Annotated in this window: 11 protein-coding genes; 6 read left to right on the top strand and 5 right to left on the bottom strand. The window is 70.6% G+C overall.

Annotated features, from left to right (window positions below):
* Positions 1-28: 28 nt before the first annotated feature.
* From IU449_RS26055 to IU449_RS26045, 3 genes are all read right to left on the bottom strand, one after another.
* Positions 29-1,648, bottom strand: a complete 1,620-nt coding sequence (locus IU449_RS26055) for a GMC oxidoreductase (protein WP_195004836.1) — start codon at positions 1,646-1,648, stop codon at positions 29-31.
* Positions 1,649-1,739: 91 nt separating this feature from the next.
* Positions 1,740-3,533, bottom strand: a complete 1,794-nt coding sequence (locus IU449_RS26050) for an alpha/beta hydrolase (RefSeq protein ID WP_195004801.1) — start codon at positions 3,531-3,533, stop codon at positions 1,740-1,742.
* Positions 3,534-3,569: 36 nt separating this feature from the next.
* Positions 3,570-4,337 carry a sulfite exporter TauE/SafE family protein gene (locus tag IU449_RS26045; protein WP_195004800.1) on the bottom strand — a complete coding sequence of 256 codons (768 nt, stop codon included), beginning with the start codon at positions 4,335-4,337 and terminating at the stop codon, positions 3,570-3,572.
* 213 nt (positions 4,338-4,550) lie between these two features.
* On the opposite strand from IU449_RS26045, the gene leuA reads away from it, so the two are divergent.
* Positions 4,551-6,368 (top strand): 2-isopropylmalate synthase, encoded by a 1,818-nt coding sequence (leuA, locus tag IU449_RS26040; protein ID WP_195004799.1) that lies wholly within the window; start codon positions 4,551-4,553, stop codon positions 6,366-6,368.
* A gap of 334 nt (positions 6,369-6,702) precedes the next feature.
* Positions 6,703-8,538 carry an AAA family ATPase gene (locus IU449_RS26035; RefSeq protein ID WP_324188444.1) on the top strand — a complete coding sequence of 612 codons (1,836 nt, stop codon included), beginning with the start codon at positions 6,703-6,705 and terminating at the stop codon, positions 8,536-8,538.
* A gap of 112 nt (positions 8,539-8,650) precedes the next feature.
* Here IU449_RS26035 and IU449_RS26030 read toward each other — a convergent pair whose 3' ends face one another.
* The gene (locus IU449_RS26030) at positions 8,651-9,547 is read right to left on the bottom strand and encodes a LysR family transcriptional regulator (protein WP_195004834.1); all 897 of its coding nucleotides are present in this window, start codon (positions 9,545-9,547) and stop codon (positions 8,651-8,653) included.
* Between the two features lie 129 nt (positions 9,548-9,676).
* On the opposite strand from IU449_RS26030, the gene IU449_RS26025 reads away from it, so the two are divergent.
* From IU449_RS26025 to IU449_RS26010, 4 genes are all read left to right on the top strand, one after another.
* Complete coding sequence (locus tag IU449_RS26025; protein WP_195004798.1) at positions 9,677-10,654, top strand: EamA family transporter; 978 nt, start codon at positions 9,677-9,679, stop codon at positions 10,652-10,654.
* A gap of 218 nt (positions 10,655-10,872) precedes the next feature.
* Positions 10,873-12,561, top strand: a complete 1,689-nt coding sequence (locus IU449_RS26020) for a hydroxysqualene dehydroxylase (protein WP_228805751.1) — start codon at positions 10,873-10,875, stop codon at positions 12,559-12,561.
* Positions 12,562-12,752: 191 nt separating this feature from the next.
* Positions 12,753-14,006 carry a Mur ligase family protein gene (locus IU449_RS26015; RefSeq protein ID WP_195004796.1) on the top strand — a complete coding sequence of 418 codons (1,254 nt, stop codon included), beginning with the start codon at positions 12,753-12,755 and terminating at the stop codon, positions 14,004-14,006.
* Positions 14,007-14,142: 136 nt separating this feature from the next.
* Complete coding sequence (locus IU449_RS26010) at positions 14,143-14,853, top strand: type 1 glutamine amidotransferase (protein ID WP_195004795.1); 711 nt, start codon at positions 14,143-14,145, stop codon at positions 14,851-14,853.
* Between the two features lie 116 nt (positions 14,854-14,969).
* Here the strand turns inward: IU449_RS26010 and IU449_RS29555 are convergent, their stop codons facing one another.
* Positions 14,970-15,242: a type II toxin-antitoxin system prevent-host-death family antitoxin gene (locus IU449_RS29555; protein ID WP_324188443.1), complete on the bottom strand. Its 273-nt coding sequence runs from the start codon at positions 15,240-15,242 to the stop codon at positions 14,970-14,972.
* Positions 15,243-15,294 lie beyond the last annotated feature (52 nt).

The raw sequence follows: 15,294 nt of genomic DNA, 5'->3' as shown, positions 1-15,294 counted from the left end.
TCGCACCCCGCGAAGCGCTTTCGCCCGTTCAGCGGCCGTCGCGCAGGATCCGCTCGATATTGCGTTCGGCCAAGGCGGCGATGGTCAGCGAGGGATTGACGGTAGCGGTGCTGCCGGGAATCATCGCCCCGTCCACCACGTACAGACCGGAGTGGCCGTGCACCCGGCCGTACGCGTCGGTCGCCTGGCCGAGCACGGCGCCGCCGAGCGGATGGGCGGTGAACATTCCGTTGGCGTCGTAGCCGAGCGAGCGGAAGCCGAGCAGTGCGCCGGACTGCGCGGCGATCCGCTCGTCCACCGCCCGCGCGGCGTCGACCACCCGCTCCCGGTCGGCGGGATTCCAGCTGAGGCCGACCTCACCGGTGGCCGAGTCGTAGCGGAACCGGGTGCGCGCCGCGTCGAGCACCATGCCGAGGGAGGCCAGCGCGCCGGTCTCCACCGGGATACCGGGGATGTACCAGTTCTCCAGGGTCAGCGGCACATTCGAGTCGTCGAAGATCCGGCTCGCGCTCGGCACACCCTGACCGAATCCGTCCAGGCTGCTCGCGCCCCTGGCCAGCACCACATCGCCGTTGGTCCCCCAGCCCTCGCCGATGTGTTCGTCGAGGTCGGGCAGCGCCCCGGTGGCCCGCGCCCGGACCAGGAGTTCGGAGGTGCCGATCGAACCCGCACCGAGGAAGAGCTTGTCGCAGGTCAGCGTGCGGGTGCCGAGTTCGGCGCCGGTGGGGTCGATGGTGGTGACGGTGACCGCGTACCGACCGCCGGATTCGCGGGCGATCGCGTCGACCCGATGCCCCGGATAGACCGCGACCTTTCCGGTGGTTTCGGCGTACTTCAGGTAGTTCCGGTTCAGGTCGAACTTCGCCCCGTTGGAGTTTCCGAGGTTGCTGCGAGCCACCGTCGCCGAGGGCCGAACCCGTCCGGCCAATTCGGCGCGCACGATGTCCCAGTCGAAGATCGAGTCGTTGGGCTGGGGCTCGTAGCCGGCCGCGCGCACCTGCTGATCCCACGCGCGCGAATGCGCGAACGGCGCGGCGGCGTAGATGTCGGCGGGCATCGGGTCGAGCCGCAGCATCTGCCGGACCCGCGGGTAGTACACGCGGTCGAGTTCGCCGTAGTCGACGACGCCGCGGAACACCTCGTCGAACAGCGTGCGCGGCGGGGCGATCATCACGCCGCTGAAGATCACCGAGCCGCCGCCGACAGCCGCCGCGCGCCAGACATCGATACCCGGGTACTCGGTGCAGTCGAGCACACCGCCGAAGGACGAGAAGCTCATCGGCACCTTGGTGACGCCGGTGAAGCTGGTGCGATGCCAGAAACCGCGGCCGTCGGGCAGGTCGTCGCCGGTGAAGATCTCGCGCCACGGATCGTTGGGCCAGCGCGAGCCGCGTTCGAGCACGCTGGTCTGGACCCCGGCTTCGGCCAGCCGCAACGCGGTGACCGCCGCGCCGAACCCGGACCCGATGACCAGGGCGGTGGAATGACCCGGCGGCTCGGGCAACCGGCCGAAGATCTCCGGCACCCACTCACGGAAAAGGTCGTGCCAGAGGGGCATCGCCGCGGCCGGCCGGGCCCCCCGGATCGGGCTCGCTCCGGCGAACAACGCCGCGACACCCGCCGCCTTGAACAGGGCGCGTCTGCGCACCAGGCCACCTCCATCGATCACGCATGGCGGAGGCAGGATAGCGCGCCGCCCGGCGCGGCGGAACCGGGAGAATCCGGGTGTGACCGGGGGCTCAGTTGCCGAAAGGCAGCTGTTGGGTCGAGCAGGTGGCGCCGGGTGCGGGCAGTCGCAGGTCGATCAGGTAGCGCTCGCGGAGACTGCGAACGCAGTCCCCCGCGGGCTGGTGACCGTAGCCCTCGTCGACCACGACCAGCCTGGCGTTGACCAGTTCCTGTTGTGCCCGCTCGGCGAAGGCCAGCGGGGTCACCGGGTCGAATTCATTGCTCACCAGCAGCGCGGGCTTTTCCGAGATGAGCGTCCACGGAGTCAGACCGCGGCGCGGATCGTCCTCGGCGGTGGTCCACGCGCCGCACGGCTGGCGGGCGTAGAGCCAGAAGTCGTCGAACGGCGGAGAGCTCTGCGGGGTCTGGGCGGCCAGTTCCGGCCAACGGTCCGGATCGCGGGGCAACGCGGTGTCGGCGCAGGTGATCGCGAGGAACGAGTCCAGGAAGTCCGGATCGAAGACGTCGGCGGCCAGGGCTCGACGCACGATCTCCGGATCGCCCGCCTGCCCCCGCTCCAGTTCGGCGAGGAGCTCGGCCAGCGCCGGCCAGCCCTGGCGGGTGTCGTAGAGCAGTATCACGTGCGCCCGCACCGCCTGCGCGTAGTCGACGGAAACCGCGCGCTCGCCCGCGCCGACGGCGATCGGGCCCGCGCGCAACCGGGCGAGCAGCGCGGCATCGCGCTCGCGCAGCCGGTCGGTTCGGTCGGTTTGCTCGTCGGGAACCGGGGTTTCGAGGGTGGTGGTCACGCGGGCGCCCCCGGAACCGCCGGCCTTCGCCGCGCTGGGCGATGGGCCGGCGGGCGGATCGCTGTCCGGCTGTCCGGTTCCGGACTGTTCGGCGCCGGGGTTCTGCCCGCCGGACGGCGCGGGGGGTCCGGTCAGGTCGCTGCGCTCACCGCCCGCGGCGAACGCGCACCCCTGCGGGCCTGCCTGCGCGCACAACCGCAGGAATTCCTCGAACACCTCGTGGGTGCCCGCCGCGGTGGAGGCGACCTGCGTCCTGGTGTCGATGCTGTAGGCCCTCGGATCGATCAGCGAGCTCAGGTGCAGCGCGCGCACCCGGTCGCCGAACAGCGCGCCGTACACCTGACCGAGGTAGGAGGCGTAGGAGCCGCCGGTGAAGGTGAGCTGTTCCGCACCGACGGCCCGGCGCAGCAGATCCAGGTCACGGGCCGCGTCGACGGTGGTCAGATGGGGCAGCAGTTCCCCGCTGTGCCGCGCGCATCCCGCGGCGTAGGCCCGGCTCGCCTCGGCGGCCACGCGCTGCTGTTCCTCGGTGAGCGGCGGCAGCACCCGGTCCTGCCAGAACCGCTCCTGCTCGGCGTCGTCGGCGAAACAGCGCACCGGCGCGCTGGCTCCGACGCCGCGCTGGTCGAAGGTGACGATGTCGAAGCGGCGGCTGATCTCCCCCGGGAACATGGGTCCGCGCCGCGCCCAGTCCAGACCGGAATCACCGGGCCCGCCCGCGGCCGCGAACAGTGTGCCGATGCGACGGTCCGGCTCGGTCGCGGGCTGCATCGCCACGGCGATGTCGATGGTCGGACCGTCGAGCCTGCCGTAGTCCAGCGGGACGGTCGCGACGGCACAGCGGTAACCGCCGAGCCGCTCGTCGGCACAGTCGGCCCAGTCCAGCCGCGGCGTCGGCGCCGAGTCGGCGCGCGCGGCCAGCGCGGCGGGCACCGTGACCTCGCGGGCGGAGGGCGCGCAGCCGACCACCGGCCCCAGCACGACCAGGACCACCAGCGCGATCTTCCATCTACGCACGTGCACATCCTGCGCCGCGACAGCCGCGGATGTCGTCATCCTCGATGAGGAGATCCGGCGCGTGTCCTGTCGGGGTCATGTGGTCAACAGTCGCACGACCGCGATGGTGCCGACCACGACGATGACCGCGCGCAGCACGTTCGGCGGCAGCGTCCGCCCGACCCGCGCGCCCAGCTGACCACCGACGATCGATCCGGCCGCGATCAGCACGACCACCTGCCAGTTCACCTCGGCGACCATGATGAAGATCGCCGCCGCGATCCCGTTCACCAGCAGCGCCAGCACATTCTTGACGGCGTTGAGCCGCTGGATGTCCTCGTGCACCAGCACACCGAGCAGGCCGAGCAGCAACACGCCCTGCGCCGCGCCGAAATACCCGCCGTAGATGCCGGTGCAGTAGACCGCGATCCACAGGATCAGCCCGCCGTGCTCGGGTGCCGCGTCGGTGCCCTCCTCGCGCCGTCGCTTCACCCAGGCGGCCAGCCGCGGCTGCACCACCACCAGGATCAACGCGAGGATGATCAGCACCGGCACGATCGCGTCGAAGGCATCCGAGGGCAGCCACAGCAGCAGCACAGCGCCGGTGATGCCACCGAGCAGCGAGGCCGCGCCCAGCCGCAGCAACCTTTCGCGCTGACCGCTGAGCTCACGCCGGTACCCGATCGCGCCGCTGAGCGAGCCGGGCACGAGACCGACGGTGTTGGACACATTCGCGGTGACCGGCGGCAGGCCGAACGCCAGCAGCGCGGGGAACGTGATCAGGGTGCCCGACCCGACGATGGTGTTGATGCCGCCGGCGGCCACACCGGCCACCAGGATCGCCAGTTGTTCGAGCCAGGTCATGATCAGGGAGGCTATCGGCCCGCGGATTCGGCCCCGGCCATCGGCACCCGGGCTCATCCGCCCACGCGGCGAAGCGCTAAACTGGCAGCATCATGCAGCGGGCTCTTCTTCTCGGCCGCCGCGACGGGTTCTGATCGGACCGGCTCCCGTCGCGGGGTTTCGCCGCGCCGGTCGACCCACCAATGGGATTCCCACCACACCCTGGAGAATTGCATGTCACCCGCTGACGCCTTCGTATCCGGCTCGCGCACCATCTCCGCGCCCTCGAAGCCGGCTCCTGCCGACCAACCCGCATGGAACACACAGAAGAACTCGTCGATGCCGGCCTACCGGTACCGGCCCTTTGCCGAAGAGGTCCCGGGCGGCAGCCCGGCGATCGGCGCGGGGTCGGCGCCCTTCGACCGCACCTGGCCGGACAAGGTCATCGACCGCGCGCCGGGCTGGTGCGCGGTGGACCTGCGTGACGGCAACCAGGCCCTGATCGACCCGATGAGCCCGGCCCGCAAGCGTCGCATGTTCGACCTGCTGGTGCGGATGGGTTACAAGGAGATCGAGGTCGGCTTCCCCTCCGCCAGCCAGACCGATTTCGACTTCGTCCGCGAGATCATCGAGGACGGCGCGATCCCCGACGACGTGACCATCCAGGTGCTGACCCAGTCCCGCCAGGAACTGATCGAGCGCACCTTCGAGGCCTGCGCGGGCGCGCCCAACGTGATCGTGCACTTCTACAACTCCACCTCCATCCTGCAGCGGCGCGTGGTCTTCCGCGCCGATCGCGAACAGGTGAAGAAGATCGCCACCGACGCGGCGAAGCTGTGCCTGGAGGTCGAGAAGCGCTACCCCGACACCAACTGGCGCTACGAGTACAGCCCGGAGTCCTACACCGGCACCGAGCTGGACTACGCGCTGGAGGTCTGCGACGCGGTCTCCGAGATCATCGCCCCGACGCCGGACAAGCCGCTGATCATCAACCTGCCCGCCACCGTCGAGATGGCCACCCCCAACGTCTACGCCGACTCGATCGAGTGGATGAGCCGCAACCTGGCCCGCCGCGAATCGATCGTGCTGTCGCTGCACCCGCACAACGACCGGGGCACCGCGGTGGCCGCCGCCGAACTCGGCTACCAGGCGGGCGCCGATCGCATCGAGGGCTGCCTGTTCGGCAACGGTGAGCGCACCGGCAACGTCTGCCTGGTGACCCTGGGCATGAACATGTTCTCCCGCGGCATCGACCCGCAGATCAACTTCTCCGACATCGACGAGATCCGACGCACGGTCGAGTACTGCAACCAGCTGCCCGTGCACGAGCGCCATCCCTACGGCGGCGATCTGGTCTACACCGCGTTCTCCGGCAGCCACCAGGACGCCATCAACAAGGGCCTGGACGCCATGAAGGCGACGGCCGACGCGCGCGACGCCGATGTCGACGACATCGTGTGGGAGGTGCCCTACCTGCCGATCGACCCGAAGGACGTGGGCCGCACCTACGAGGCCGTCATCCGGGTGAACTCGCAGTCGGGCAAGGGCGGCGTCGCCTACATCATGAAGACCGATCACGGTCTGGTGCTGCCGCGCAGGCTGCAGATCGAGTTCTCCCAGTCGGTGCAGCGGATCACCGACGGCGAGGGCGGCGAGGTCACTCCGAAGGAGATGTGGGACGTCTTCCACGAGGAGTACCTGGCCCCGATCCGTCCGCTGGAGCGCATCCGGCAGAAGGTGACCGCCTCGGAGACCGACGGCGGCGTCGATTCCATCACCGCGGTGGTCAAGGTGGACGGCGTCGAGCAGGAGGTCACCGGTCAGGGCAACGGCCCGCTCGCCGCGTTCGTCGACGCGATCGCGGCCGTCGGTTTCGACGTTCGCGTGCTCGATTACTCCGAGCACGCGATGTCGGCCGGTGACGATGCCCAGGCGGCCGCGTATGTGGAATGCGCGATCGGCGACAAGGTGGTCTGGGGCGTCGGCATCGCCACCTCCATCACCACCGCCTCGCTGCGCGCGGTGGTCTCGGCGGTCAACCGGGCCAGCTGAGGCGCTCCGCTACGCGAGGGGCATTCCCTCCCAGAGAGATTCGATGACGGCCGGGATCACACCGATCCCGGCCGTCGTCGTTTCTCCGGCGATCGGTCTTCACCACCGTCGCGGGGCGAAGGGACAGCGGCGTAAGCGATCTCAGCGCGTCCGGCCGTCTCGGCGATGCCCGCAGCCCGCTGTTCGTGTGCCCGCAACCTGGAAACCAGCAGGCCAGGGCATCCGTGCGACGACCAGGGCATGCTCTGCGAGCAACCGCTCCCACCTGCTAGCGTTGATTCGCACGCAAGCGCCGAGCTCTCTGCTCGATTTCGACGAGCAGATGGGGGAACCTGTGACAGACAACGACCACAATCCGACCTCTCCGCCCTGGCTGCAGGGCCATTCGGCGGACACGGCCGAAGCCTCCGTATCGCCGACGGCGCAGGACGAACACGAGCAGGCGGGCCCCGAATCGGATTCCGCGGAGCGCGGCGACTTCTCGGCCGCACCGCGTCCGGCCGAACCCGGCGAGCAGAGCGCTTCCTCGAACACCGGTGGTCACACGGTCGCATCCGGGCCGGAGTCGCCCACCCCCGAGCAGTTCGATGCCTACGGCAGTGGGCAATTCGCGCACGCTCCCGGGCCGGAGGGCGGCTTCGCGCCACCGCCGCTGGGAGCGTCCGCCCCTGTTCCCGATCCACACGGCGCCGCCCCGAACGGCAGCGGTGATCCCATCTACAGCTGGGCTCCCCCGCCGCCGCCTGCCGCGCCGCCCATGCCGCCCCAGCAGGGTTTCGCGCCACCAGGTTTCGCCCCGGACGCCGCGCCGGTCCCGCCGTGGCAGAACGGGCCGCAGCAGTTCCAGCAACCGCAGTTCGGGCAGGCTCCCCAGCCGTTCGATCAGCCGCAGTCGTTCGATCAGCCGCAGCAGTTCGACCAGCCGCAGCAGTTCGACCAGACGCAGCCGCCCCAGCAACCGCACCAGTTCGACCACGCCCAGCAGCAATTCGACCAGAACCAGCAGTTCGGCCTGCCCGGTCAGCCGCAACCCCAGCCGGGTCCGCCGCCGGGCCTGCCGCCGGGCATGCCGCCGCAGCAATTCGGTCAGCCCGAGCAGTTCGGCCGCCAACCCGGCGGACCTCAGGACGCCGGTCAGCCGCAGCAATTCGGGCAGCCCGGCCAGTTCGGGCAGCAGCCCGCCGGACCGCAGGGGTACGGCCAGATGTCCTCGCCCGGCGGTTCGGTCAACGACCTGAACCTGCTCAAGCGCGCCCGTCGCGCCCCGCGCAGCGGCTGGCGGCGCGCCATGCACAAGGCCTCCGGCGGCATGATCAACCCCGGCGAATCCGCGGCCGACATCGTGCACCGCGATCTGGTCGAGCGCGTCAATCAGCCGGTGCGCGGCGATTACCGGATCGCGATCCTGTCGCTCAAGGGTGGCGTCGGCAAGACCACCACCACCGTGGGCCTGGGCTCCACCTTCGCCTCGCTGCGCGGTGACCGGGTCATCGCGATCGACGCCAACCCCGATCTGGGCACGCTGGCCCACCGGGTGCCGCGCCAGACCCGCTCCACGGTGCGCAATCTGCTCGAGGACCCGCACATCTCGCGGTACTCCGACGTGCGCGCGCACACCTCGCAGGCGCCGAGCCGACTGGAAGTGCTCGCCTCCGAACAGGATCCGGCGGTGTCGGAAGCCTTCAGCGAGGCGGACTACCGCAAGGCCATCACCATCCTGCAGTCGTTCTACAACATCATCCTCACCGACTGCGGTACCGGCCTGATGCACTCGGCGATGGCGGGCGTGCTCGACATGGCCAGCTCACTGGTGCTGGTCACCTCCCCGGCCATCGACGGCGCGCGCAGCGCCTCGGCGACCCTGGACTGGCTCGAGCACCACGGCTACGGCAAGCTCGTCGAGCGAACCGTGGTGGTGGTCAACGCCTCCCGGCGCGGCGCCTCCACCGTCGACCTGGACCAGCTGCGCAAACTGTTCCTCGACCGCACCCGCGCGGTGCAGGTCGTCCCCTTCGACGACCACTTGGCCGAGGGCGCCGAGATCGACCTGGAGCTGGTGAGCAAGCCGACCCGGCGCGCTCTGCTGGAGCTGGCCGCCATGGTCGCCGACGACTTCGGTTACGCGGGCGCACAGCAGTATCAGTACCCAGGCCCGCCCCAGCACTACTGAGCACAGCAGAACTCCGATGCTCGAGAGCTCGCCACCACAACGGCGGGCGTCCCGAGGTCTCTGTGCAGGGGAGCGCCTGAGCGACCCGGGGCCGCGGCCGGGGCTGATCAGCTCACTCCGCGGTGATCTGCCGCGCCGCGCGAGTGAAGGCCTCGAGAACGGTCGCGACCGCGGGTCGGCTCTCCGCGCGCGGCCGCGTGACCAGGTCGTAGTGGCGGGCCGCTCGGACCCCGGACAGCCGCAGCACCACCAGCGCCGGATGCGTGACCGCGAACCGCGGCATCAACGCGACGCCGTATCCCACCGCGACCAGCGCCTCGATCGCCCGGAAGTCGTTGATCCGCTGGGCGATTCGCGGCTGCACCCCGGTGACGGTGGCGATGGATTCGAGGACGTCGTCCACCGGGAAGCCACCGCGGACGCTCAGCCAGCTCTCGTCGGCCAGTTCGGCCGGGGTGACCGCCCGCTGACCGGCGAGCCGGTGCCCGGGCGCGACCACCACGTCGATGGGTTCGCGCATGAGGAACCGGCTCGCGACGCGCGGCCCGGTCAGCGGACGGGCGCGCTCGTCGCGGTGGGTCAGCACGATGTCGTAGTCGGCGAGCAGCCCCGGCACTTCGGTCGGCGGCACGTCTTCGTCGCGGGCGACGACATCGACCTCACCCCCTGCCAGGGCGGGTAGGACCAGCGGCAGCAGCAGGGCCGCGCCGGAGGGGAACAGCGCCACCCGCACCCGCCCGCGCGGACAGTCCCGATAGCGCGCCATCTCGGCGGCTGCCCGATCCATCGCGGCGAGCACGTCGTCGGCACGCACCACCAGGGCGTGTCCGGCGTCGGTGAGCCGCACTCGCCTGCCGTCGGGTTCGAGCAGGCCGACACCAGCCTCCTTGGCCAGCACCTTCAATTGCTGCGAGACCGCCGAGGGCGTCATGGACAGCAGGGCCGCCGCACCCGCGACGGTGCCCCGATCGGCGAAGGCACGCAGCACCCGCAGGCGCTCCAGGGACATTCCCGGGGTAAGCCCCGCCACACCGTCGTCGCCCACCCGGCCCTCCCAGCTCATCCGTAAAGTTCTACTACATTATTTGTCCACAATTATTCGATTGTTCTGATCAATCGAGCGGCTCACGATCACCCGGTGACCACTCGTGACCGCATGATCGGCTCGGCCGTCGTCGTCCTCTGGGGCCTGAACTTCCTGGCCATCCGGGCGGGCCTCGATCATTTCCCCGCCCTGTTCTTCGCCGCGCTGCGCTTCGCCGTGCTCGCGATCCCGGTGCTGATCTTCGTGCCGCGCCCACCGGCGCCGCTGCGCTGGCTGCTGCTCTACGGCATCGGATTCGGCATCCTGCAGTTCGCCTTCCTGTTCACCGCCATGCGGGCGGGGATGCCGACCGGCCTGGCCTCGCTGGTGTTGCAGACCTCCGCCCCGTTCACCGTGGTGCTCGGCGCGCTGCTGCTGCGCGAACGGCTGCGCCCGCGCCAGCTGATCGGTCTGGCGGTCGCCTCGGCGGGCATCGCGGTCATCGGGGCGGACCGGATGGGCGAGGCGGCGCTGCTGCCGATGCTGCTCACCCTGGCGGGCGGATTCGGCTGGGCGTTGGGCAATATCGGCTCACGGCTGGCGACGAGCGCCGCGCCCGGCTCCGAGCCGCCGGTCAACCCGCTGCACCTGACCTTGTGGATGACCGTGATTCCCCCGGTCCCGCTGTTCGCCCTGTCGGCCCTGACCGAGGGCCCGGCGACCGGCCTGCGCGCCCTGACCGATCTCGGTGCCGCGACCGCGCCCGCAGCCCTGCTCGGCCTCGCCTACCTGGTGACCCTCGGCACGGTCGGCGGCTCCGGACTGTGGACGTACCTGATGAGCCGCTATCCGGCGGGTACCGTCGCCCCGCTGTCGCTGCTGGTCCCGGTGGTGGGTATCGCCGCCGCCTGGCTGGCGCTCGGCGAGACCCCCACGGCGGCACAGCTGTTCGGCGCCGCCGTGGTGATGACGGGAGCTTTCGTCACCGTGTCGGCACCGGGAGTACGGCGCCCCTCGCGAGGGCAGGCCCGAGGCGACGGAAGTGCCCACGGGATAGGCGAAATCGCGCGGGTGGGCAACGGTGCCCGGTAGTGTCGCCGACAACGTGCGACGCCCGGGGCCGCGGCCCGTGATCGGCGGCGACGGTCGCGGGCCGCAACGGGGGCGGGTGGGATAGCCCCCTGGTCCGATCCCTACAGTGTGTGCGACGGTGCAGGTTGACGAGGCTGGGCAGCGAATTGCGAATGGCGGATCAGCGGTGGGCCGTATCCCGGAGGACAGTTCTTCGCGGAGCGGTGGCGGTAGGCGCGATGACGGTGGGCGCGGGCTGGCGAACCGGATACTCCGCGGCGGCGGGCGGTAACCGGGTCGCGGTACTCGGTGGCGGCGTGGCCGGACTGACAGCGGCGCACGAGCTGGCCGAACGCGGTTTCGAGGTCACCGTCTACGAGCGCCGCGCTCTCGGCGGCAAGGCGCGCAGCATCCCGGTCCCCGGCAGCGCCTCCGGCGGTCGGCCCGAACTGCCCGGCGAGCACGGCTTCCGCTTCTTCCCCGGCTTCTACCGGCACATCCCCGACACCATGCGGCGGATTCCGTTCGGGTCGAACCCGGACGGGGTCTGGAACAACCTGGTCGCGGTTCCTGAGGCGAGATTCGCCCGCCGCGACGGCGAGGATTTCCGGGTCGCGCTGGATTTCGGCGCTCCCCCCGATCCGAGCAAGCCCGGCTTCTCCGAGACTCTGGGAGCCACACTGGCGACCGCGATGAAGATCACCCCCGAGGAAGGGCTGTTCTTCGCCAACCGGTTGCTGGTGTTCAACACCAGCTGCGACGCCCGGCGCCTGCGACAGTGGGAGTACATGTCCTGGCTGGATTTCGTGCGCGGCCATGAGCGCTCACACGAATTCCGCGCGCTGCTCTCGCGCACCCTGACCAGCATCATGGTCGCGGCCAAGGACCATATGGCCAGCGTGCGCACCATCGGCACCATGGGCGAGCAGTTCCTCGGCAACCCGCTCGGCATCGGCAACGACGGCGCGCTGGACCGGGTGCTCAACGGCCACACCAATCTCACCTGGATCGATCCGTGGACCGAGCACATGCGCGGGCTCGGTGTGCGCTTCGCCGTCGGCGCCGAGGTGCGCGGCCTCGACGTCCGCGACCGGCGGGTCACCGGGGTGCGCATCGTCGACGAGTCCGGCACGGCCCGCACCGTCGAAGCCGATCACGTCGTGGTGGCGCTGGCCGCCGAGCAGGCGCGCGAACTGTGGTCGCCGGACGTACTCGCGGTGCGCCCCGAACTCGAGGGTATGAACCGGCTGACCGTGGACTGGATGACCGGAATCCAGTACTACCTGCGCTCCAGCCCCGACATCTCCCCCGGTCACACCGCCTACATCGACTCGCCGTGGTCGCTGACCTCCATCAGTCAGAATCACCTGTGGGCGCGCAAGCTGCCCGAATACGGCGACGGCACCGTGCGCGACTGCCTGTCGGTGGACATCTCCGACTGGCACACCCCGGGCATCCTGTACGGCAAGCCCGCGATGGAGTGCACGCCCGAGGAGATCGCCCGCGAGGCGTGGGCGCAGATGAAGGCCCACCTCAACGATCGCGCCGAACTGCTGCACGACGCGGACCTGCACTCCTGGTTCCTGGACCCCGCGATCGTCTGGCACGCGGATTCCGGCCGCAACACCAACGCCGACCCGCTGCTGATCAACACCGCGGGCTCCTGGGATCTGCGGCCCGAACCGCACGGCGCGCTGGAGAATCTCTTCCTGGCCGGTGATTACGTGCGCACCAATGTGGATCTGGCGACCATGGAAGGCGCCAACGAGTCCGCACGCGCCGCCGTGAACGCCCTGCTCGACACGATCGGCTCGAACGCTCCTCGGTGCGCGATGTACACCCTGCACCGCGCCGCCGAACTGGAGCCGCTGCGCCGCATCGACGCCGACCGCTACGCCGCGGGTCTGCCCAACGTACTGGACATCTGAAAAGCTGCCACGGACCAGCCGGCGAGAAGGCCGGGCGGGACCCGCTGCGGCCGCATATCGGTCTGAGCGGTCGCGGCGGCCACCGCCGAAGCGCCGCTCGCCGGTGTGCGTGTCGAACGCGGGGCGTGATGCGGATCCGGGCGCCGACCCGGAACGCGCCCGCCGCGCCGGTCACACATACACTCGCGTGCGTGGCGGACTTTTCGATACGCGGGCGGATCGCCCTGCGAGCCGCGGCGGCGGCGTCGTGGGCCTCACGGCGCGCCGGTCGCGGCAACGGCTCGATGATCGGCGGCCTGATCGCGCTGAAGATCGACCCGACGATCATGACGCAGCTCGGTCGCGGCCGCCGGACGGTGCTGATCACGGGCACGAACGGCAAGTCGACCACGACCAGGATGACCACCGCCGCGCTGAGCACGCTCGGCGCGGTCGCCACCCAGGCCGACGGCGCCAATATGGACGCGGGCATCGTCGCCGCGCTGAGTCAGCACCCCGGCGTGCCGCTGGCCGCCATCGAGGTGGACGAGCTGCACCTCCCGCACGTCTCCGACGAGCTGAAGCCCGCCGCGATCGTGCTGCTCAATCTCAGCCGCGACCAGCTCGACCGGGTCGGCGAGATCAACATGATCGAACGCAAGCTGCGCGCGGGCCTGGCCAGGCACCCCGAGGCGGTGGTCATCGCCAACTGCGACGACGTGCTGATGACCTCCATCGCCTACGACCACCCGAACGTGATCTGGGTGGCCGCGGGCAGCGGCTGGGCGATGGACGCCACCAGTTGCCCGCGCAGCGGCGAGCCGATCATCTGGGAAGGCGCGCACTGGCACAGCACGGGCACCGATTTCCAACGCCCGGAACCGGATTGGTCGCTGGAAGGCGAGGACCTGGTCGGCCCGGACAGCACCCGTTACCCGCTGCACCTGGCCCTGCCGGGGCGGGCGAACCGCGGTAACGCGGCCCAGGCCGTCGCGGCGGCGGTGGCGCTCGGCGCCGACCCCGCCAAGGCCGCGGTGGCGGCGGGCACCGTGCGCGAGATCGCGGGCCGCTACAAGACGGTGCAGGTCGGCGAGCATTCCGCCCGGCTGCTGCTGGCGAAGAACCCGGCGGGCTGGCAGGAGGCCCTGTCGATGATCGACCGCTCGGCGGCCGGACTGGTCATCGCGGTCAACGGCCAGGTGCCCGACGGCGAGGACCTGTCCTGGCTGTGGGACGTGCGTTTCGAGCACTTCGAGGACGTGCAGGTGGTCGCCGCGGGCGAACGCGCCACCGACCTCGCGGTCCGGCTCACCTACGCGGGCGTGCGGCACACCACGGTGGCGGATCCGTTGCGCGCCATCGCTTCCTGTCCGCCGGGGCAGGTCGAGGTGCTGGCCAACTACACCGCCTTCCGCGACCTGAACCGGGATCTGGAGTCGCGGCGGGCAGGAATACGAGCGCAGTGAACACAGGGAGAAGCGTCGCGCGCACAGCTGCGAGCGCCGGGCGCACGAGTAAGAGCACGGTAGGCACGAGTAGGACCGATGTGAGCACGGTGTACGGCACGGTGCGCACCGCCGACAGCACGGTGGGGAACGAGGCATGAGCGAGTCGACGGTACGGATCGGGCTGGTACTGCCCGATGTGATGGGCACCTACGGCGACGGCGGCAACGCGCTCGTCCTGCGCCAGCGCCTGCGCATGCGCGGCCACGACGCCGAGATCGTGGAGATCAACCTCACCGACCCGGTCCCCGAGTCGCTGGACATCTACACCCTCGGCGGCGCCGAGGACTCCGCCCAGCGGCTGGCCACCCGCCACCTGCGCCAGTACCCCGGCCTGCAACAGGCCGCCGCCAAGGGCGCCCCGGTGCTCGCCATCTGCGCGGCCATCCAGGTGCTCGGCAATTGGTACGAGACCTCCTCGGGCGAGCGTGTCGAGGGCGTCGGCCTCCTCGACGTCACCACCTCTCCCCAGGACCGCCGCGCCATCGGCGAGGTGGTCACCTCCCCCATCGTCCCCGGCCTGCGCGCTCCCCTCACCGGCTTCGAGAACCACCGCGGCGGAACCACTCTCGGCCCGGACGCCGAGGGCCTGGCCCGCGTCACCCGTGGCGTCGGCAACGGCGTCGGCGACGGCCTCGAAGGCGTTGTCCAGGGTTCGGTCTTCGGCACCTACATGCACGGCCCCGCCCTGGCCCGCAACCCCGAACTCGCCGACCTCCTGTTGGCCCGCGCGCTCGGCGTCGAGTCCCTGTCCCCTCTCGACCTGCCCGAGGTCGAGCAGTTGCGCCGCGAACGCCTCCGCGCCTGAATCAGGGCGTGAGCAGTCCGACGTCGGGTTCGTGGTCGAGCCGCGCTTTCACCTCATCCGACAGCCGGGGTTCGGCGGCGAACCACCAGAGGAGGACATGGGGTCCAGCAGCAGACTCACGGTGCGTTTCCGAAATCCGCCGCGATCTCCGCGTTGGTCTCCTCGGAATCCCCATCGGTGTCCAGCACCATTCGGCCGCGCAGCGACCCGCCGCCGCGACGATCCACCGGGCGAACCAGCGGGACCACCTCGGCGACCGGATGGCCTGCACGGCTGATGACGATCTCCTCGCCGTGCTCGACCCGCTCCAGGATCCGCGACAGATGAGTCCCAGCCTCGTGGACGTTGAACTGTCGAGCGTCGTCGAATTGTTCAGCGGCATTGCTCACGCTGACCACCTCCTCAGCTGGAAGCGTATGCCCACAGCGCGCCGGTGGCGCT

Source organism: Nocardia higoensis (assembly GCF_015477835.1).
GTDB lineage: Bacteria > Actinomycetota > Actinomycetes > Mycobacteriales > Mycobacteriaceae > Nocardia > Nocardia higoensis_A.
The sequence above is the reverse complement of the archived record's forward strand: the minus strand, read 5'-3'. Positions and strand labels throughout refer to the sequence as shown.